27 protein-coding genes are annotated in these 20,426 nt (G+C 37.1%); all 27 read right to left on the reverse strand.

All coding sequences use genetic code 11. The features are described 5' to 3' along the window. Positions 1-37 precede the first annotated feature (37 nt). A complete protein-coding gene (locus NH286_RS03060; RefSeq protein ID WP_265236740.1) occupies positions 38-418 on the reverse strand; it encodes a hypothetical protein in 381 nt (126 codons plus the stop codon). Next, entirely contained in the window at positions 415-885 is a 471-nt protein-coding gene (locus NH286_RS03065; protein ID WP_265236742.1) for a prepilin-type N-terminal cleavage/methylation domain-containing protein, read from the reverse strand. The genes NH286_RS03060 and NH286_RS03065 overlap by 4 nt, the downstream gene beginning before the upstream one ends. Beyond that, positions 869-1,231 carry a type II secretion system protein gene (locus NH286_RS03070; protein WP_265236743.1) on the reverse strand — a complete coding sequence of 121 codons (363 nt, stop codon included), beginning with the start codon at positions 1,229-1,231 and terminating at the stop codon, positions 869-871. The genes NH286_RS03065 and NH286_RS03070 overlap by 17 nt, the downstream gene beginning before the upstream one ends. Then, complete coding sequence (locus tag NH286_RS03075) at positions 1,221-1,658, reverse strand: type II secretion system protein (RefSeq protein ID WP_265236745.1); 438 nt, start codon at positions 1,656-1,658, stop codon at positions 1,221-1,223. The genes NH286_RS03070 and NH286_RS03075 overlap by 11 nt, the downstream gene beginning before the upstream one ends. Positions 1,659-1,662: 4 nt before the next feature. Then, entirely contained in the window at positions 1,663-2,364 is a 702-nt protein-coding gene (locus tag NH286_RS03080; RefSeq protein WP_265236747.1) for a prepilin peptidase, read from the reverse strand. A 5-nt stretch (positions 2,365-2,369) separates the two neighbouring features. Next, positions 2,370-2,741, reverse strand: coding sequence for a prepilin-type N-terminal cleavage/methylation domain-containing protein (locus NH286_RS10650; protein WP_106460049.1), 372 nt, complete (start codon positions 2,739-2,741; stop codon positions 2,370-2,372). A gap of 1 nt (position 2,742) precedes the next feature. Next, positions 2,743-3,837, reverse strand: a complete 1,095-nt coding sequence (locus NH286_RS03090) for a type II secretion system F family protein (protein ID WP_265236749.1) — start codon at positions 3,835-3,837, stop codon at positions 2,743-2,745. Next, positions 3,838-4,398, reverse strand: a complete 561-nt coding sequence (frr, locus tag NH286_RS03095; protein ID WP_265236750.1) for a ribosome recycling factor — start codon at positions 4,396-4,398, stop codon at positions 3,838-3,840. Position 4,399: 1 nt separating this feature from the next. Beyond that, on the reverse strand, positions 4,400-5,113 hold the full coding sequence (gene pyrH / locus NH286_RS03100; RefSeq protein ID WP_106460046.1) for a UMP kinase: 714 nt from the start codon (positions 5,111-5,113) through the stop codon (positions 4,400-4,402). Positions 5,114-5,693: 580 nt separating this feature from the next. After that, the gene (locus NH286_RS03105) at positions 5,694-6,095 is read right to left on the reverse strand and encodes a type II toxin-antitoxin system HicB family antitoxin (protein WP_265213384.1); all 402 of its coding nucleotides are present in this window, start codon (positions 6,093-6,095) and stop codon (positions 5,694-5,696) included. 46 nt (positions 6,096-6,141) lie between these two features. Next, entirely contained in the window at positions 6,142-6,429 is a 288-nt protein-coding gene (locus NH286_RS03110; RefSeq protein ID WP_265236752.1) for a type II toxin-antitoxin system HicA family toxin, read from the reverse strand. 506 nt (positions 6,430-6,935) lie between these two features. Next, entirely contained in the window at positions 6,936-7,343 is a 408-nt protein-coding gene (locus NH286_RS03115) for a hypothetical protein (RefSeq protein ID WP_265236754.1), read from the reverse strand. Positions 7,344-7,355: 12 nt separating this feature from the next. Next, positions 7,356-8,132, reverse strand: coding sequence for a peptidoglycan amidohydrolase family protein (locus tag NH286_RS03120; protein WP_265236756.1), 777 nt, complete (start codon positions 8,130-8,132; stop codon positions 7,356-7,358). A gap of 123 nt (positions 8,133-8,255) precedes the next feature. Continuing rightward, a complete protein-coding gene (locus tag NH286_RS03125; protein ID WP_265236758.1) occupies positions 8,256-8,720 on the reverse strand; it encodes a hypothetical protein in 465 nt (154 codons plus the stop codon). Between the two features lie 17 nt (positions 8,721-8,737). Continuing rightward, positions 8,738-10,264, reverse strand: a complete 1,527-nt coding sequence (locus NH286_RS03130) for a hypothetical protein (RefSeq protein WP_265236760.1) — start codon at positions 10,262-10,264, stop codon at positions 8,738-8,740. After that, positions 10,264-10,596: a hypothetical protein gene (locus NH286_RS03135; RefSeq protein ID WP_265236761.1), complete on the reverse strand. Its 333-nt coding sequence runs from the start codon at positions 10,594-10,596 to the stop codon at positions 10,264-10,266. Before NH286_RS03135 ends, NH286_RS03130 begins: the two co-directional genes overlap by 1 nt. Next, complete coding sequence (locus NH286_RS03140) at positions 10,596-10,877, reverse strand: hypothetical protein (protein WP_265236763.1); 282 nt, start codon at positions 10,875-10,877, stop codon at positions 10,596-10,598. The genes NH286_RS03135 and NH286_RS03140 overlap by 1 nt, the downstream gene beginning before the upstream one ends. Beyond that, positions 10,870-12,798: a hypothetical protein gene (locus tag NH286_RS03145; RefSeq protein WP_265236765.1), complete on the reverse strand. Its 1,929-nt coding sequence runs from the start codon at positions 12,796-12,798 to the stop codon at positions 10,870-10,872. Before NH286_RS03145 ends, NH286_RS03140 begins: the two co-directional genes overlap by 8 nt. Continuing rightward, a complete protein-coding gene (locus tag NH286_RS03150; RefSeq protein ID WP_265236767.1) occupies positions 12,791-13,258 on the reverse strand; it encodes a hypothetical protein in 468 nt (155 codons plus the stop codon). The genes NH286_RS03145 and NH286_RS03150 overlap by 8 nt, the downstream gene beginning before the upstream one ends. Then, positions 13,251-13,592: a hypothetical protein gene (locus NH286_RS03155; RefSeq protein WP_265236769.1), complete on the reverse strand. Its 342-nt coding sequence runs from the start codon at positions 13,590-13,592 to the stop codon at positions 13,251-13,253. Before NH286_RS03155 ends, NH286_RS03150 begins: the two co-directional genes overlap by 8 nt. Then, a complete protein-coding gene (locus tag NH286_RS03160) occupies positions 13,589-14,338 on the reverse strand; it encodes a hypothetical protein (RefSeq protein WP_265236771.1) in 750 nt (249 codons plus the stop codon). Before NH286_RS03160 ends, NH286_RS03155 begins: the two co-directional genes overlap by 4 nt. Then, a complete protein-coding gene (locus tag NH286_RS03165) occupies positions 14,335-15,432 on the reverse strand; it encodes a baseplate J/gp47 family protein (protein ID WP_265236774.1) in 1,098 nt (365 codons plus the stop codon). The genes NH286_RS03160 and NH286_RS03165 overlap by 4 nt, the downstream gene beginning before the upstream one ends. Then, positions 15,411-15,863 carry a DUF2634 domain-containing protein gene (locus NH286_RS03170; protein WP_265236776.1) on the reverse strand — a complete coding sequence of 151 codons (453 nt, stop codon included), beginning with the start codon at positions 15,861-15,863 and terminating at the stop codon, positions 15,411-15,413. The genes NH286_RS03165 and NH286_RS03170 overlap by 22 nt, the downstream gene beginning before the upstream one ends. Before the next feature lie 9 nt (positions 15,864-15,872). Next, on the reverse strand, positions 15,873-16,262 hold the full coding sequence (locus tag NH286_RS03175) for a hypothetical protein (protein WP_265236777.1): 390 nt from the start codon (positions 16,260-16,262) through the stop codon (positions 15,873-15,875). Between the two features lie 8 nt (positions 16,263-16,270). Beyond that, positions 16,271-17,248 (reverse strand): hypothetical protein, encoded by a 978-nt coding sequence (locus NH286_RS03180; protein ID WP_265236779.1) that lies wholly within the window; start codon positions 17,246-17,248, stop codon positions 16,271-16,273. 1 nt (position 17,249) lies between these two features. Continuing rightward, positions 17,250-17,900, reverse strand: a complete 651-nt coding sequence (locus NH286_RS03185; protein ID WP_265236781.1) for a LysM peptidoglycan-binding domain-containing protein — start codon at positions 17,898-17,900, stop codon at positions 17,250-17,252. After that, positions 17,897-20,326 (reverse strand): tape measure protein, encoded by a 2,430-nt coding sequence (locus NH286_RS03190; protein ID WP_265236783.1) that lies wholly within the window; start codon positions 20,324-20,326, stop codon positions 17,897-17,899. Before NH286_RS03190 ends, NH286_RS03185 begins: the two co-directional genes overlap by 4 nt. Between the last annotated feature and the right edge of the window lie 100 nt (positions 20,327-20,426).

Below are 20,426 nucleotides of genomic sequence, written 5' to 3' on the forward strand. Positions count from 1 at the left end.
TTACCTACATTATACCTTAAATGTTACTTTAGCAATATTAATAAATTCGCTTATTTATAAGAATAAATTTATCATTTTCATCAAATTTATATTTTATTAGGGCTCTGCTTATTGTATTTTTGTACTTTGATTTTAAATTGAACTGTAAATTATTTTCATCCTCAGATTGGTAGATTTCAATATCAGATCTTAAATATAGCACTCCTTTTAATGAGTTTGGTTCAAGGTTTTTATCAAGACTTAATTCTTCTATAAGAACATTTGCAAAACTTTCTGCATCAAATAAACTTTGTTTTTTATCGTTAATTTCATTTGAAAGTTCGGTATCAACTTGATTTTGTCCTGCTATAAAGCTTACGCTTAGGGCAAGTAGTAATAATATTATTAGCACATATATACTAATAAAGGCTTTTTTCATAGTTTATCTCCCACATCAATGGCTGTTTCAAAGTTAAAATTGCCTCTTAAACTTCTTATATAAACCCTAATTAGCTTACTATCCTCATCCAAAACCAACTTTATCTCTTTTATTTTAGCTATATTATTATCTCTGCCAGAAGCATCTGTTGACAGGTTATCTCTATTAATTTTTAGAATTTTATTGTCACGATAAAAATAGCATTTTGAATCTTTACCATCCCTATTAGTCTTATAAAAATAAAAATTACACACTTCATTATCCCTAGTTTCAATCTTTTTTGACCTTCTGATATTAGTATCAACATAAAGCATGGCGGTACATGCTTCCTTATACTCGGCCTCTCTAGTAATGGATGATGAAAGAATATTGAAATTCACCTTGAAAAAAGATGATAAAATAACGACTAAGATTGAGATTATAGCAAGGCTTATTATCAATTCTAAAAGACTAAAGGCTTTCTTCATCTCTAACCTCTATTACTTCTAAGCTATCATTTCCATAAGATGCCTTTACTTTTATGTATCTATCTGACTTAAGTCCTGAATTTTTATAAGGACCTATTGAGATTTTTATCTTATAATCCCCAATTTGTACTTCATTTTCTAGTTTATCTACATTCTTATTTTTCCTTGCCATATCCTTACCAAGCTCTAGTCCTGCTTGAAGGGAAAATGTCACTTGGGCCTTATCTTTTATTTTCTCTGATATTTGCATATTATTCCTAGCTGAAGGAAATACAAATAAGGCTATAAGGCTTAAAATCATAAGTGATACAATTATTTCTATTAAGCTAAAGGCTTTACTTTTCATTTAAATATCCTGTCAGTGCGCTTATGGTAAATTTTCTAATTTTTTTGCTTTTATTATTGATAAATACCAGCTCATATGTGCCGTTTTTAAGAGTACTCGCATAACCATCTGGCTTAAATTCAATTACAGTATCTGAATAGGTATAGCTTATATGTTTAAAAGCCTTAGATTTTGGATCGTTTATAGTGGTCTCATCACTATGAGTAGTATTCAGATAATAAAAATCTTTCCTTAAATCAAGATAATATGGAATACCTATAGCCATGGCTTTTTTTCTTGCCAAGTTATAATCATTGATAAAATTTTCCACCTCAATATCAGCTGCTCTATCTTCGATAAGAGATATTTTCATCATCGGAATGGCAATGACTATACTAATTATTGCAAGTACTATTATCAATTCTAATAAGGTAAAGGCTTTTTTCATAGTTTCATCCTAAAATTAATACAAGAGCAAAAGCAAGCAAAATTGATGGACATAGGGCAATCTCTCCTTTTAGGCTTTTAATCTTTATGGATTTAATAATTGCAAAAATCGCCCCTATCCATAAAGATATCAATACAAATTTAATTATTATGCTATTATCTAAAAATAAAAATAAGCCCAGGTAATAAAACAAATCTCCATCACCTAAGCCTCCCTTTGACAAATATCTAATTAATAAAAACACCAAAACAAATATAAGAGAAATCTTAAAAAATTCAAAATCATATTCAATGTATAAAAGCCTATATAGAAAACCAAGACAAATTAGGACGTAGCAATCTATATCATATATCTCCATATAGGAATAGTCTGTTAAGGCTATCAGAAGGCTTGTGACAAGGCCTATACCAAGAATAAGAGCTCTTATACCTCCATAAATATTAAAGGCAAATATAAAGGCTAGGCCGCCTAAAATTTCTATTAAAAAGGTTTTGATAGAAATCTTGTCCTTACAAAACCTGCATCTACCCCTTAAGATTATAAAAGAAATTATCGGAACTAAGTCATAGGGCCTTATTCTTTTACCGCAAGATTCACAGAAGCTTGGCGGACTAATGATTGACATGCCAAGCCTCCTGCGAGCCATCAAGGCGGATATGAAGGAGCCTAAGCATGCTCCTAAAGCAAAGATTAGTATGTTTTCCATATTTTCTATTGTATAGGATATACTTTTTCTTTACCAAATTTAATGGTAAGATTCCCATCAGTATATTCAACCGAATACTCAGAGGATTTATTTAAACCTTGAGGTGGTTCAGGCCATTTATCAATATATGTTAGAGCGTCACCCTTGTTAGTTTTAGTCCAAGTGAAATCTCTAGACTTACCACCTTCACTAGAATCAAGTTCCCTTAACTCAGCGGCCGATTTCAGCATCTCTATATTAGCCTTATGAGCAGTTTCTGCTGCTTTTATCTTAGACTTGTTATATCTAGGAATTGCTATTGCAGCCAAAATTCCTAGTATAGCTATTACAATTATTAATTCAATTAATGTGAATCCCTTTTTCTTCTTATTTCTCATCTTATACTCCAATATTTACTGCATCAAACATAGGAAGCGCAACCGCTATAACAACTATAAAAACAATTATACTCATTATAATAATTAGAACTGGCTCAGCAAGCCTTGCAAGTCTTTTGGTTCTGAATATATACTCACTTGCAAAATAATCCTTTGATCTTTTTAAAATATCATCAAGTTTGCCAGTCTTTTCACCAATCATAAACATAGATAATAAAAGAGGTGAGAAAATATCAGCTCTCATCAAGGCTTGGGCCTGGCCTAAGCCCCTATCAATATCACTTCTAATTTGAGAAAAAACTTCTTTAAGGTAAGAATTAGAAAATGAATCTCCAATAATTTCAAAAGATAAGATTGGATCAATTCCCCCAGTTCTTAATATGTAAAATAGCGAAGTTAATTGATATTCAAGATTCAATCTCCTTATCTTAGAAAAAATTCCATATTTAAATACAAATTTATCCATTTTTATTTTTTTAGTTTTATCTGTCCTAAAAAACAAAACAATAAAGATAAGTAAGCATAGAATCAAAATAATGAAAATGAAATTATTTGATAAAAAGCCTGAAAATTCTATTAAAAATCTAGTAATAAATGGCAGCTTCATATCAGCTCCCTCAAAAACGCTCACAAAAGTAGGCATGACATATTCTAAAATAAGTCCCACCATTAAGATAGTCACAACTAGAACTATAACTGGATAAGCCAAGGCTTCCTTTATGCTTTCTCTATTTTTACTATCTTCGTATATAAATTCTGATAAATCATCAAGAATTGAAGAAAGTCTGCCAGTCTTATCTGATGACTTAACTGAAGCAATTACAATAGGTGTAAAGTATTTTTCTGCCATAAGGAAAGATTCGTAAGGACTTTTGCCTAGATTTAGATTTTTAATTACAATATCTAAAGCTATATTTAACCTCTTATCGAGATTTTGGGTCTTTATCACCTTCAAACTATCAAAAAGTGATATACCTGAATTTAATAACAAGGATAATTGCTTTAAAAATAAGAACATAAGCCTAGGAGAAATTTTCCTAGGGCTTATGTCCTTATTCAATAGGTCCTTTATTTTATTTAAATTGACTCTTTTCACCTATACGTTCATCAACTCTTGGTTTTTCTTCTTTGCGATATCTTCGATTGACTTAATATATTTATCTGTGATTTTTTGAATTTCATCTTCTAGAGTGTACCTATCATCTTCAGTTACATCTCCAGCCTTTTCGCTCTTTTTGATTTCATCCATAGAGTCACGCCTTTTATTTCTTATAGCAATTTTTGCATCTTCTGCATAAGCATCAACTTCTTTGGTATATTCTTTTCTTCTTTCTTCTGTAAGAGCAGGGAAAGGTAGTCTAATAATTTCACCATCATTTTGTGGTGTTATACCAATATTTGACTTTAAAATCGCCTTTTCGATTGGGGCAATATTAGTCTTATCCCATGGTTTTATAACAAGAAGTCTAGCTTCTGGGATTGAAACTGTTGCGGCTTGGTTAATAGGAGTTTCTGTGCCGTAATAAGAAAATGTAATTCCATCAAGAACAGCCTCAGTTGCTCTACCAGCCTTAATAGTTGAAATTCTTCTTTCAAAAGAATCTACTCCTGCTTTCATGCCCTTCTCGGCATCTTGTCTTATTTGCTCATATAGCATATTAAAAACTCTCCTTTACTCTTGTACCTAAATCTTCATCTTCAAATACTTTGACCATGTTTGATGGGTCATCTATATTAAATACTATAAGTGGCATATCATTATCCATACACAAAGATGTAGCAGTTGTATCCATAATCTTAAGCTGTCTTTGTAGGATCTCCTTATAGGTAAGCTTATCAAATTTAACAGCATCATCATAGACATTTGGATCCTTATCATAGATGCCATCAGTACCAGTTTTACCTAAAAGAATAACATCAGCACCAATCTCTAGTGCCCTAAGGCTTGCTGTAGTGTCTGTTGAAAAATATGGGAGACCAGTACCAGCAGAGAAAATCACAATTCTGCCTTTCTCAAGGTGTCTGATAGCCCTTCTTCTTATATAAGGTTCTGCAACCTCAGTCATAGAAATAGCAGTCATAAGCCTAGTATCAAGGCCCATCTCTTCTAGAGTACCTTGAATTCTTAGTCCATTCATAACAGTGCCAAGCATGCCGATATTATCAGAGCTTGCCCTGTCGATATTTGTGCCAGACCTACCCCTCCAGAAATTACCTCCGCCAACAACAATGGCAACCTCAATTCCTCTTAGGGATAAAGTCTTAATATTAGTACAAATGTTATCAATAACTTCATCATCAAAGCCAAAACCAGCCTTGCCAGATAAAGCTTCTCCACTTAACTTTAATACAATTCTTTTAAAATCTTGCAAAATATTCCTCCTAGCTTATATAAAGTATAAACTATTTTAGCAAAAATTAAAAGAGCAAAAACGATTTTTTGCAAAATATTTGAAAATAAGTTTATATGTATATTTTATCATAAATATAATAAAAAGTCATCTTTTATTAGTAAATTAAAATATGGGTACAAAAAAAGACGTTATTTCTAACGTCTGAAGCTTGGTGCGGGATAAAAGTAACGAAGACCCCTTGCAATCACAGCAACCCAAGAAAAGAAGTGGGATAAGTCGGACTAAATCGGAGTATAGTGGATTAAGTTGCCCACACGTTGCCCACATAAGAAGAGGAGGCTCAAGCCTCCCTTTTTATTTATATTTACTATATTTTATAATCATTTCTGTATAAATTTCATTTTCTAAAGATATGTACTTACAAATATTGAAATCAAGCTGATTATTCATATTTTGCGTTCTAAGGCTTTTAAATTTCTTAGACATATAATTACCCTCTTAAGAAAATAACTTAGCCCTTATATATCAGCAATTTAAAAATAAGCACAAAAAACCACCCATTTCTGAGTGGTTTAGTGGTATTGCCTTTGACTTTATTCTATACTAACTTTAATTCTTTTTCAAGAGCATAAGTTAAAATTTTTGAAAAATTAAGCCCTCTGCTTTCTCCAGCTTTAGCTAAAAATTCTGGTATGGTGCAATTCTTTTTTACTTTAGTGTCATTTTCTAATCTAAAATATCTTCCTAAATCACAAACAACAAAATTTTTAAAGTCGTATTGATCTTCTGTTCCCTCATCTTCATCAGGCTCAATAATCGTTTCTCCATTACAGAAAGCATCATAAGCCATCAATTCAATAGCATCCTTAGCCATATACAAAGCTTCTTCTAAATCTTCACCTTGTGTAGCTATTGGTATACTATCATTCCATACTGCGTACCCTTTATTCGTTTTTTTAAGGTAAATCGGATATGCTTTAACATCTTGTGCCATTGTCATAAATCCTCCCTATATAATTATATTGCCTTACCCCTAAGGGTAGCAATTAGGGTCTAATCCCTAACTGCTTAAGAATTTTTTTAGCGGTGATTTCATTTATTTCATTATGTCTAGGTAATTGTGTTTTTTTATTACCTTGAGCATTTTGATAAATATCGTGGTCTGAACCATGTCTAACAAAACTTCCGCCATGACTTAGTATAATTTTTATTAAGTCTTTCTTCTTCAAAGGCAATACCTCCTTTCTAATAACTACTATACGCCCTTTAATACGCCTGTCAAGAAAAATAAAAATAAAAAAGCACTCCAGGTGCATAGCATTATCTGCTAGCATTAATCCTTCACAAGTGCTTTTTTGGTTTAAACCCTATGGTTAGACCATATAATTGCCCTCGGTAGACTTCGTCACACCAGTTTTAGTACTCACGAAGGGACTTTTCCGCTTTCCGACTAGTCTTATACACTATACCTTACTCTTAGAATATTTCCTCCAAAAATTCTTTTTATACCTAAATTATACCTCAAAAAAGAGCCAAGACCCTATCAGCAAAAAACCTCCAGCATCCTAGCTCTAAAACAATGGTAAAGAGTACCTTGTATATAAATCTTACTCCTTTTAGTCCTTAATTCCATAAAATTTTTCACAAAAAAAGACCTACCCCAGCACAAGAGTAGGTTTTATGTTATAGTATAAGATTTCAATATTTATGCTGTCTTTAAGTCCGATTCATCGACCCAAGTCGGAAAGCAATTTTTGCACGTCAACGTGAGTCGAAAATCATTTGGACTTAAAATCAAACTTTTTTTAGATTTTGATACCACTACATCAGTAGTTTTTATTTATTTACTAGTATTATACTTCTTTTTAGCCTCGTTGACTCTTCTATGGACTGCGTCGTCTATATACTCATCAAGATTTTTTTCTGATCCAAGATAATTAGTCAAAAGCTCCTTACTTTTATCGTCCAAATCTTTTTTGATTTTCTCCTTGGCATCATTCAAAACTTTTTCCTTTGCTTTTTCGTCAAACTCCAAAGTTTCAGAATTTTTCAAAGGCTCTACAAACGTTTGATTGAGACTAGCCACGATGGTCTCCGCCAAATCTATAACTTGGTCATAGACATACTTTTTAGTCTGATTTTCTTCCTTTTCAGCAATAGCCCTCGCCTTCTTAATCTCCTGATTTACAAGGCTTAAAAAAGCTATTAGACACACGACACCTATTAAAATTATAAAACTATCTTTCATCTTTTATCCTTTCTAAAATTTAATCCATGACTTGATATTTCCGCTAGTACATCTATAAGCAACCCATCTTCTTTGGCCTGACTCACCGATATAAGATAGCCACCTATAGCCGTTACCTTCCCAGACCTCATCATAGTAGATGACTTGACCAGGTCTATACTGGGCAACTACAGGGCTAGCAGTAGATGGGCCACTTCTTACATTGCAGTAAGCAGTAGTTAATCCGTGCCATCTCTCATTTTTAACCTTCCTAGCCCCAGCAATCACACTTGGACTTGGAGCAGTTTTCTTAGGTTCTGCTTTTTTCTTAGGCTCTTCCTTTTTATCCTCGCTGCCAACCCATCTGAAAAAGCGTACAGGATAATACCTATCATCTAGGTAATACCAGTAGCCCTCGTTCTCGTTGTTAGTGGTTACAGTCCAGTTAGAGCCAGCGTTACAGTGGATAATCTCACCTTTGCGTGTAAAAATTCCTGTATGACCATAAGCCCCACCTGATGCTCCCTCCTTACCTTTTACAAAGATATCACCACGCCTTACATCCTTATAGGATATCTCTTTAAGATACTTGCCTTGGCGGGCTAGCTTAAAGAGGTCCTCAGTGCTACCATTCCACATGGACTCAGGGATAAAGCCCCCAACCTTGGCACACTTATAGACAAAGCCAGAGCAATCCTCAAAAGGTGACCTATAAGAGGCCTCCGCTCCAATCCTGCCACCACCTAACTTATACTTAGGTTGGTGCCAGCGACTCTTTGCATACTCCATCATCTTTTCAATACTTGCCATATATACCTCCTTGTGTATATGCTTGTGCAAATCAAACACTTGTAATTCCAACACTTCCCTAAGGCCTTGTGACTATCCTTGTGAAGATATCTCAAAACCTTGTGCATCAAAAAAGGGACTTAACTAGTCCCTCTTAATCCTCAATATTTCCTGCTTCACTTCTTCCAACATCTCTTTAGTAGCAAGCTCCTTAGTCGTATCTTGGACTATATCAAGCCTACCGATGATATCCTTGACATCGCTTTTAAGCTCCCCAAAATTCTCTTCAGCACAAATATTATGTTTATCTAGCAAAGAGTCGCTATTTTTTAGTGCTTCTGTAAATTTTAGGATGGCCTCATTAGTCTGACTATGGAGGTCTATAAGGCTCTTAGTTTGCTCCCTTTGTGCTTGCCTGTCCTCTTTTCTTTCTTGTCTTTCAATCTCTTTCTCGGCTTTAAAGTTTTCTCTATCAAGCTTTTTCTGCTCCTCAAACTGTTTAAGACTTGACCTGCCAAAGACAAGGATCAAAAGGATAACTACTACAGACACTGCTATAGCTATCCCTTGATTAGCTGCTAGTTCAATAATTTTTTCATATAAAGTCACAATTTAACCACCTTCCTTTACACAATATCTGACCATCCCCCTACTTCTTCAACAAAAATCTTAGCTTTAAACTTAACTTCATTGCTTAAAGCATCAATAGAACCTTTATCCAAAATTTTAAGAGTATATCCAGGTCTATTAGGATAGATTTTATATAAGACCTTGTCGCCTTTCTTCTTTATGTCATAGGCAAGGTCTTCCGCCAAGTATTTAAATTTATCTTTAAATTTTAAATACATACCCGTCCCATTAGAGTTTATTTTAAAATTTTCAACATCTATTCTACGACCCTCACATCCAAAAAAAACGGGCAAACGCAAAATTTGATTTTCTAACATAGCATTAAAACTAGTATCAATACCAGGTTTCTCTAATAGCTCTAAATTACCAAAATACAAGATTGAGTCCCTATCTAGAGAGTTATAATGAATACTTTCATCTGCATCACTATAAGGTTGAAACCACACAAGGCTCGTATCTTCAGGCTGGTCAATAGACACTACAAAAGACTTAGGACCCTGAGGTCCAGGAGGCCCCATCTTACCATCCTCAGAAATCTTCTCCCACTTTTTAGTAATTAAATTATAAACCGAAGCTGTGGAGTAGGTTTCTTCTCCTGTTTTATGCCATAATTCTGTTTCATAAATAATTTGTTCTTTATAATTTAAGTAGAATTGTGTGTAACCATATTGCTTTAAAGATTTATCATCATACATTATATATTTTTTTAATATCTCTAAATCTTCATCTGATATTTTAAACCCATAATATCCTTCTTCTGTACCTTTTACTTTTTTTATAATCTCTGCTTCAAAATTATCAATTTTTAATAAATCTGCATCTTTTAATTCCTCGGGATTCTCTATCCCTCCAACTACTAAATTCACATCTTTATCAGTGAAGCCCAGTTTTTCCATTTCCCCAAAAAAACCAAATGCATATCCTTTTAAAAATATTTTTTTATAGGTTCCTCGCTTATTATCATTCTTAACCCACACTACATCCTTATCAGTAGGCTCAGTAGAAGAAAAGATTATAGACTTATCACCCTTAGGGCCCTTTTCTCCCCTAGGTCCAGTCGAACCAGTTAGACCTCTTTCACCTTGTGGGCCTTTAGGTCCAGTAGGTCCAGCCTTGCCCTGAATACCCTGTTTTCCCTCTGGTCCAGTATTACCAGTCTTACCAATAGGACCTTGAGGACCTACATTTCCAGTTTCTCCTTTATCCCCTTTGATTCCCTGAGGTCCTTTAGGGCCTGTCTTACCTTGAATACCTTGTACGCCCTTATCTCCTCGGTCCCCCTTGGGTCCCACAGGCCCTCTCAGCCTCTCAATATCCTCCTTGCTCAAATCTTTAATGATGATTTCACCAATGGTCATATAATCTAAATCTTTATACTTATTAAGCCCATTACCAAACTTCATCTTCTGAGTATCAGACTCAATTGCAATCTCCCCATCTAGAAGAATACCATCCCAAGCTTCCCATTCCTTTTTAGTCGCTCTCATAAACTGAAAGCGACCATTAATATTTGCTAGTGCCATTATTTACCCTCCTTAGTTTCCTCAGATTCATTCTTATCTTCGCCCTCAGACTCTTTTACATCATCCTTAGGGTTTTTACTAGGCTCTTCTTCTTTAGGCTCTTCTGGGCTTACTTCTGCCTCGATTTCCTTAATTTCTTTCTTATCCTCGACAGTTTTTTCTTCCTTTGCTTCATCCTTTGCTAAAGGCTTGCCATCTACTCCTAGCCCCTCAGCTTCTAAAGCCTTAATTACCTTTTGCTTAAGGTCATCAGGGAAGACATCCTCAATCTTGCTAAATCCTATCTTTATACAAGTAACATAAGGTCCTATCATAAAATCATATATTGCCATTATTTGATACCTCCTATAATTTGGTAGACTGCCACTAAATTCTGGGCTTGCTTTTCTTCTAGTTCTTTCTTAGCCTGTGCAATCATGGTGTAGGTAGATACCTGTGCCATTGCACTTTCAGCCTTTATCTTTTCAATTTCTGCCTTTAGTTCCCTATCCGACAAGGACCCAACGTTGATTTTATCAATCGCTTCAAGGACGGAAAAAGGAGCGTTGTAATCGCCCCTTGCCCTTAGTTCGTTTATTTCTCTTATCGGTTTTGGATTATATACTCTAATCAAAAGCTCCTCCTGTACTGCTTATATATGATGGTCCAGTGCTTGTCCCTCTCTCAATAATAACTCTAATATTTATCCCTGCCTTGCTTGCAGTTTTGGTCTTGTTTTGGAAGGTATAAGCCCTATTATCTAGGACCATCTTTGTTGCATCCTCCCAAGTTGGCTTGGCGTCAAAGGAGTTATTGCATACTTCATATTTAACTATAGCTCCCTTACCTACATAGGCTCCAGTAGTCGCTACAAGCACTCTTGTTGCCAATTCGTCAGTAGCTATACCTTTCCTAGCCAGAATTACAGCGACCTTACTTACCACCCTAGTAAAGCTTACTATCCTTGTAGACTTAAAGCCCTTATCATCCTCGACCAGGATTCTTATAGTATGCTTACCAGGTTTAATTTTTAGCCAGTCAGTCTTGCTAAAAGTTACGACTTGCTCCCTACCATCTGATATCGCTTTTCTTGCTTGCAAGACTTGATTATCCATAGTCACAGTCGCAAACATCTTATCTTTTTCAGGATCAGTCGCAGAGTAAGTATAGCTTAGTATCTTATCATCAAAATTACCCAAGTGCTTATCTACATCAGCAATGATAGGAGGCATGTTATTTCTAGTAAAGGTGATACGCCTATAAACAGTAGCAGTCCCGTCATTAGCCTCTATCTCGATGGTATTTTGCTTGTGAAGTTCAAATTTCTTAATCTGGTCAGCGGTAATAGTTATTACTAAATCTTGGCCTAGGGTAGCATTATATAAGGTCCTTATGATGTTACCATTAAGCTTTTCAACGACCTTCACATTATCATTCTCATTATCCTTAACTTGGTAAGTATAAGAAAAACCTGTATTTTTAGGCCCTAGGTTTACATCTTGGCCAGAAATAACTGGAGCCGAATTCACCTTTTGGAAAGTGTAAGTCCTTACAGAGCTTGCCCCCTTACTATCAGTCGCTATAACTTCAAGCTTATGGCGGCCTAGGTCTACCTTTTTGATATCAAGCTTATATACACGCCTTACCCCTAGGGTAGTTTTAGTAGGAGCTTGTAAGATTCTACCATCAAGCTTTATCTCGACCTTTACTTCGTCCCCATCGGCATCTTGGATAATATACTCGACATTTACATCCTTAAAGACCCCGCCTAAATCAAGGTTAGACCCTGATATGGTAGGAGCCTGATTAGACTTAGTAAACTTATATACCCTAGAAGTAGATGCATTCTTTGAGTCGGTAGCAGTCACAGTAACAGTATGAGTACCCAAAGAGTAATCAGCCAGCCTTATCCTAACTACCTGCTCACGATTAAGAGGAGTATCGATAGGGTACTGAATAACCTTATCATCCACCATAACTTGGACCTTAACCTTATCCCCGTCAGGGTCGCTAACAGTGTATCTTATATCAAAATCCGACTTAGTGCTGCCGATATCTGTGTTAGTACCAGTTAAAACAGGTGGTCTATTAGCAAGGCCTGCATACTCGTAGAAGTAGTTATTTTTTATAGCTTTATCAGGATAAGCCATCCTATCAGTGCTAGTAACCTCATCAAGGTAGTTACCCTTAACAGTCCTGGTCTTTGTAACATCTCTATACCTAGTAACTGGGACATCTCTATACCTAGTAACAGGCTTACTAACAGTTTTGTAATGTGATATTTCTTCATACTGATAAGAGTAAGCGTAGTTTCCAGAACTAACCTGAAAAACAAAAGTAGATCCGCCGTGTATAGCTTCACAACTACTAGCAGCACTTTCAGCCTCTCCCCTAGTATCATATCCTGATTCAGTACCTTTTTTGGTCTCATATACAGGTTCTTGTTCATTTACCCAGTCAGTATATGATTCAGACTCATAAGCCGTATAGGACTCCTTAACCACATAAGATTCTTCCTTAGTAGCAAATCTTTTCCATTTGTGTAAACTAGCCATTTAAAACCACCCTTCCGTTAGCCTCATCATACCATCCAGCCTCGACTTCCAAATCGCCATCAAAAACATTAGCCACGAAGGTGTTATAAGGCATGTTATTAGAGTTTTGACCCACAAGGGTGGCCACCTGCACTTGTAAAGACCTAAAAGCATCCTCAAGCTTGGTAGTCCTAGCCCAGTTTATCAAGTCATTCATCTCCATCCTGCCCAGATGCTCGGCGTTTACAGGCGTCCCCTCCTGAAAAACATTGCCATCATATCTTATATGCTGGATGATAGGATTACCATCCTTATCCTCCCCAGCCTTAATCTCAGCCCTATAGTCTGCAAGCTCAGCTATATGATCTCGCCAACCTACAAGGTCAATAGGCATAAGGGCCAATCTCTCTTTATTAGCCTCATTTTTATAAGCCCCAGATTCCTCAAGCTTATAGTATTCTTGTAAGCTAAAATCACTCATTACTATCCCCCCTTAATTTAAAAATGGACATAGGCTCAGTAATCTCCTCTTCTACAAATCGAACGTAAAAGCTTGAAACAATCCCATATCCATTATTTTTTACATACTTAACAGGCTTAGACAAGAGGATATTCCCCTTACTATCCATAAGCCTAATATCGCTAATTTCACCTTTACTAGTAGAGGTATTGACAAAGACCGTAAGAGCATTGCCCTTAACCTTAACGTCCATAATTTGTGCTTCCTTAGCCTTGCCATCAAGCACAACCTCAGCCCTACTAATCTTCTCCTTAGTTTCCTTAGCGATTTGCTCGATCAAATAATCACTAATCATTCATCCTCCTTACTAAAATCAATAATCCTAGAGCTTGAAATATCTTGTACATACCAAATCTCAGCTGGTTTAAAGTCGTTAATATCAGCACTTCGTAAGTCCTTACCAGCCCTTTCGTAGTACTGCTTAGAAGTATTAAGACCAGTAAGAGCCTTAATCTCAACCCTTTCCCTCATACCGACATTTCGTACATAAGGAATATCCCCGCAAAGATTCTCACCACATAGCCAAAGTTTGTAGGAGTTAACCCCATACTGACTTTTAAGCTTAAGCAAGCGGCCAAAAAATAAGTTTACCTTATCTTCAAGGTGGGCAGGTACGACCTCCCTTATAGCCTTATGAAGCTTGTCTAGGTCTACCCCCTCTTCGCTTACAACTAGATCAAGGATAAAAGCGTACTCCTTATAGTTTTCAGTATATCTTGCAGGTAAAGAAAAAGCCTTGCATATATCAAGGACAACCTCCTCAGTAGTAGTTTTCTTAGCCCCAATCTTAAGTAAAACTTCCTTAATCCTATCATCGATACTCCCTGACCCTGTCAATCCATAGTCATTTTCAAACCTTTTTAAAAACTCCCTAGGATTATCAATCTCCCCCATAAGACTTGCAGTAAGTCCATAAAGAAATTGATTGATTTTGTCATCAAGCCTATAAAATTCCTTATCCTCAGCATAAAAAGTATCGTCAAGGTCAGCAATCTCACCTATAAAGCTTGGTAGCCTTCTTTTAAATCTTTCACCTCTCATGATATAGTCACATCCCCTATAAGAAAAATTTCTTCATCCTTAAGGGCCAGAGAATCCTTATTGCCATTTATAGACATTTCAACTATATCGAGGACTCCTCCTATAGAGTAAAGAACATCAATAGCCTTAGCCACTGTAAGCCTTGCTTGTAGATAGCTAACACTGCTATCGATATAAGCTTGTAACCTTTCCTTAAGCTCCTTAGCTATCATGGTCTTAGTCTTGCCAGAGCCAGGGTCTAAATCTACCCTAGCTTTAATATTAATCCTTAACTCCTTAGCAGTAGACACCTTAATCAAAGCACCTATAGGGGCAAGGGCCTCGCCTCTTCTTTCGCCTTCATGATCTATATGGTATTGAACCTTTTGTATCAAGTCCTTAGATGCAGGCTTCTGATTAAAGTCTAAAATCGACACCTTAACAGTCCCAGGGCCATTCCAAAGTGGGAAGACCTTAACCCTACCGACACCGTCAACCTCTCTAGCCCAGTGCAAATAGTGCCACTGATTGCCAGAAGTTCCAGGATATCTCATCCTTAAAAGAGTTCTTTCTCTTAGACTTTCATCATCTTCTATCTCAGCCCCTCCACTAATAGGATTAGCATTAGTAACAGACTCTATGCCTATTTGGGCTTGAAATCTATCAATTTCATGACTACCTATATTGCTACCAGCCCCCTCAAGGTCTGAGGCGACCTCCACATCTAAATATCCACTAGGCCCTATATATGCAGGTTTTAAAGTATAAAAACTTTTCACTCCAGCATAGACCTTAAGGCCAGCAGGTATAAAGCTATCAGGCTTGCCAGTAAATCTTACAAAACCAGTAGACCTAGTTTTCTTTCTCCTAAAAATCCCGACCTCTTGGGCCTTCTTATCTAAAAATTCTCCTGAGGCAGTATCCGCAAAGTGCATATCCACAAGCCAATCTATATAGGCATAGAACTTAGCAAGCTCCTTAGCTACCGCCTGAATATTATCACTAGCAAAAGACCCCTCGACCTTGTTAGGTGGATTTTTCAAATCCTCCTTCATCCTCTTAGCTATCTCTTGCCAGTCAAGGCTTTTTAGCCTTACTCTATCTGTACTTGGCATGACACCCTCACAATCTCATCACTAAAAACAGTAGTATAGTAGACATCCACATTAAGGCCTGCCTTAACAGGCTTAATATCAATCTTATTAATCGATACCATAAAAGGATGGACCATAACTGCTTCAATGATGTATCTCTTAATTTCAGCCTCCTTAAATTTAGATGAAATTACTTCACCTATGAGGCTATATATCTCAGTCCCAAAGCGGTCAGTATAGGCGGAGTGCTTAAATCTTGATGTAATCATAGCCTTATATATCCATATCTTCATAGCCTCATTACCATAAACATAGTAGTGCTTGCCATGCTTGGTCTTTAGCTGATTATTCTCAAAATCATAAGCATATTCGCAAAATCCCTCACGCTCCAAAACTTCTTCATCTTCTTCTATTTCCTCAAGATAGGACATAGACTTAGGTAAAACCCCCATCTATCCTCCTTACTGTCTGTGTACTTGAGGATGGATTTCTTTTTCTTCACCGATTTTTATAAGTCTTCCGTGAATTATAAAAGAATCCCCCCTATCAGTAACATCTATCAAATCTCCTACAATAAATCTTCTTTCGTATTGATCAGGCTCAAGCTCCAAGTCCCCTATATCAACTTGTATTTTTTGCTTATAAGGGGAATTAGTCTCAAGGTCATCACCCAAAACCTCCTCATACTGCTTAATCCTATCAATAGCAGGTAAGTACATAACAAAGTTTTCTGAAGAGTACTCCTGGCCATTAATAGAAAAAGCAAAAGGCTTTATACTAGTAACAATCCCGATTTCGCTTGAATCTTTTTGATTTTTTAAATCTTTGACATCTCTAACCAAAGCATCCATAAGACCTCCTAAAACTCACTAACTAGCTTTAAGTCCACAGTATGGACTGCATCATCTAGGTAATGCTTATCAGACTCTATATAAAACTTGCCTGAAACAATAGAAGACTTAAGCATAATTGACTTGCCAGATACCATGTCCCAATTGCCAATACATTTGACCTCGACTTCTTGCTTGGCTCCCTTCATAAGTCCAGCAACCTCGCTAGAGTCACCTTTAAGGACCTTTTGAATCTTACCAAACCTTTCTTGGCTTGCCTTATCAGAGCCCCCGTCTTTCTTTTCATCTTTCTTTTCATCCTCCAGGGCCTTAACCTCATTGACCAAGTCATCAAGGCTTTCCCTATAGGATGTATCTAAAAGCTTGCCGACTACAGGCTCATTTTTTTCCTCTATCACGACATCTACCATATCGCCAGCCTCAAAGACATTTATAACCCCGTCGATATCGACCAGTTTATAAACCTTTCCAGTCTTTTCACTATCCTTCTTGTAGGCCTCCATGATAGCATCATAACCCGTCTTATCCCTTAGGTTATAGTCATCTATACCAGTATCAGCAAGCTTACCTGGAGTAAGGCCCAGCTCAGAAATCACAGTGGTAGCAACTTCCTTGGCAGTCTTCTTATTAAAAACTTGAGTTTCAGGTTGGTTTTTATTAAGGTATATGGCCTTATCATAGCAAGATATATCCACATCTACCGAATTATCTTTCACGCTCTTAGACCAGATAACCCCTTCATAAAACTTAACAAAAGATTTTTGTTCATAGGCTTTTTCATAAAAAGCAACCGCCGCCCCCAGGTCTACATTATAAGCTGGCATAGTCTTATCGACATCCCCTCTTAAGGCCTTAAAGTCCAAGGTCCTAGTAGACTCCTTAAGGGCTCCAGCTACGCTTATATCGCCTACAAAGTCAGATATATCTATAGACTCACCCGAAGCCCCAGTAATAATAGCTTTTATCTTTATTTGTTCACTACTCATACTAGCTCCTTATAGGCATCTTAAGCTTAGTCCCTATTTGAAGCTTCCTAGGGTCCTTTACCCCGTTAAGCTTGGCAATTTCCTTCCACCTAGACCCATCGCCTAGGTTTTTATCAGCCAAGTCCCAGAGGGTATCATTTTTTTTAACTACATAGATACCGCCATCATCCTTATTAGCTTCCTTAGGCCTATCCTTAAGCATAGATACACCACTAGGAGGGCTAGAACGCTCCATATTTAGATAAGAGTACTCTTTTAAATTAAGAGTGAAGACTATATCACCAGACCCGTCCCCCTCAGCATGGCCATAGTCAAAAGACTCAATAGCCATAGCAAGGTTGATATCAGTATCCATAATAGCAAGCCTTATAGGCTTACCTGATAGCCTCCACTTGTCAATCATAGCTACACAAGTGTTAGGATCAGGAAAATTATTAGAAAACAGAAAAGGATAAGGCTTAGATGGAAAGGTTGAATTTATCGTAATTGTCTTAAGTTTCTTCTTACCTATAGCCAAGACCTCGCCCATATTTATAGTACTAAAATCATAAGTATTATGAGGGCTTGACAAGCTATGTTCCTGCAAAGGCCAAGGTAACTCCAATACCTCAGCCCTACCATTAAAAGATAAAACTAATTGCTGCATGCTCATACAACTACCCCCAATCTTCTTAGCTCCTTAGATATAACACGGCCGACATCCTGATTAGTCATATTAGCCCCAGACACATTTATAGTAATGTTAGGACTAGATATAGACCTATCAACATTAGAAGTATTCTTAACTTCCTTCCTGATAATCCTATCAGTCTTCCCAGCAGGATAAATCTTAGTTCCCTGAGGTAGTCTCATCATCTCCTGGCCACGCTCATTGATCTGAGTCATACCACCAGCAAAGTACTCTGTACCTGTGGCGTGCCCTTTTTTGCCTAGTCCTAAAAATGATACAGCCGAATTAATTTTATCAGATACCCAACTACCTATCTTTCCAGGAAGGCCAGATAATGCACTTGCTGCATCAGATACAGCCCCTACAAGATTATCAAAGGCGGTTTTTGCTGCATTTACAGCATCACCGATAAACTGAAAGGCCTCTTTAACCCATCCGCCTACTATATCAGCAAGCTCACTAAATTTAGGTATAAGTGACTCAGCTGCCAAAGTCTCTAGGTCAGTAAGGGCTGGAAGTACGACATCAGTTATAAAACTAGCCAAAAGCTCCCAAACAGGCTGCAAAGCTACTATCACATCAGCCAAAACTCCTAAGGCTCCAGAAACTATTTCTATTATCCCATTTAAGACATTAAAATTATTAGTGGTCTTATCTCCAAAGAAACTACTTAGAGCCTCAGTAACAGGAGCGAAAGCCTCCGCTAAAACATCAAAGGCTGCCGTAAACTTTTCCTTAAGTGGACCGACAACCTCTACCAGTTTGTCAAAGGTCTTTCCTAATCCATCTCTTGTTTTTTCCATAACAGGAGCCATAAAGTCTTTAGCAGCAGATAGGCCCTTCTTAGCCTTTTCTACTCCACCGCCTATAAAACCTTTAATACTGTCCTTGTTAATCTTAGACCCTATCTTCTTAGTCAAAGGTGCGAAAAAATCCTTGGTCTTGGCAAAAGCTTGTTTACCTTTTTTGATACCATCATCCATAAATCTCTTGAGGCCATCTCCAGCTTTCTGGAAGGTTGGTATCATTGCATTTAATGCGTCATTAACCTTTAGCAAGGCAGGTGCCATAGTTTCAAAGACACCACCCTTGTCACCACCTGTACCACCTAGAAGTCCAGCCCCTAGTTTAGAAAGGGCAGAACCGAAATTCATCTTAGCAGCATCCCAAGTTTCATTCATTTCTTTAGCTGAATTACCAGCTGCCATAGATGCAGCCTTAAAGGCATCTTTAGAAGAAATCTGACCCTTAGAAATCATCTCCCTAGCTGTAGCAGAATCTACACCCTTCATCTCAGCAATCTTATCCAAGATAGGTAGACCCCTGTCAGATAACTGCATTAGTTCGTCACCCTGGAGCTTGCCAGTGGTTTGGATTTTATTCATCAAAGAGCCAATCTCATTAAAGTCTGACCCGGTCGCCGCTGAAATATTCGCTATATCCTTAAGATAACCGCCAAGGTTTTCTTGCTTAACTCCTGCCGCTATAGCAGAAGATGCGGTAGTCATTGCATCGCCAAATCCATAGGCAGTTCCTGTAACTGCATCCATAGCAGATTTAGATATGCTTTTAATTGCTGCATCATCAAACTTTCTAGACCCGTCAGCGTTGGTCTGACCCCTTAGCCTGGCCTTAGCAGCTTGGATATTGTTAAGCCTATCAAAGCCCTTACCTATAGTAGTCTGGAAAGTACCACTTAAAGCAGATAGCCCCTTGGTAATAGCCCCAGTAATAAGGTTACCACCGACTATGGACCCCAGCATACCCAGGCCACCGCCTCCACCAGGTCCTCCAGCGTCACCTCCACCGCCAAATCCACTAAAAGGATTAAGCTTAGAAAAGAAACCGCCGACCTTAGAAAATCCTGACTTAAGACCTCCGAACATCTTATCAAAGCCACCCTTAAAGGCTGACTTTATAGGATTTTCCATATCAATATTGACCTTGTGCCTTCTGCCAGTGATATTTTTAAGTTCTTTTTGTAAGCTCCTAGCTTCCTTCTTCGCAGCCCTAAAATTAGACAAATCCATCTTAAAATTATTTAAAGAATTAGATATATTATTAAAAGGCGACTTCAAAGAATTAGCCGTATTCTTAACCGCTGATAAGTTAGACTTAAGTTTCTCCAGGCGGCCCATCTTGGTGGTAATTTCGATACTATAAGGCTTATTAAGCTTATCCAGCTTACCTTGTATCATTCTTAGGCTATTATTGACCTTATTAGATCCAATTTCTTTTATATTTACCGTATATTTTCTATCAAAAGCCGACTTCATAGCAGAGCTAAAGCTGCTAGCCTTACCCTTTATAGACTCCATTGCAGAAGCCATGGCAGAAGTCGACTTGGCAATATTTTTAGCCTTGGAGGAATAATCATCCACCAGGGTAACTTTCTCTACGATTGCCATTTGCTAGCCTCTCTTTCTCTTTCAGCCTCCATAATTCCTATAATCAAATTGATCTCAAAACTATCAAGACTAAAAATATAATCAAAGCTGTGTCCTCTCT

The sequence above is a fragment of the Anaerococcus sp. NML200574 genome (genome assembly GCF_026131665.1).
In the GTDB taxonomy this organism is placed as follows: domain Bacteria; phylum Bacillota; class Clostridia; order Tissierellales; family Peptoniphilaceae; genus Anaerococcus; species Anaerococcus kampingae.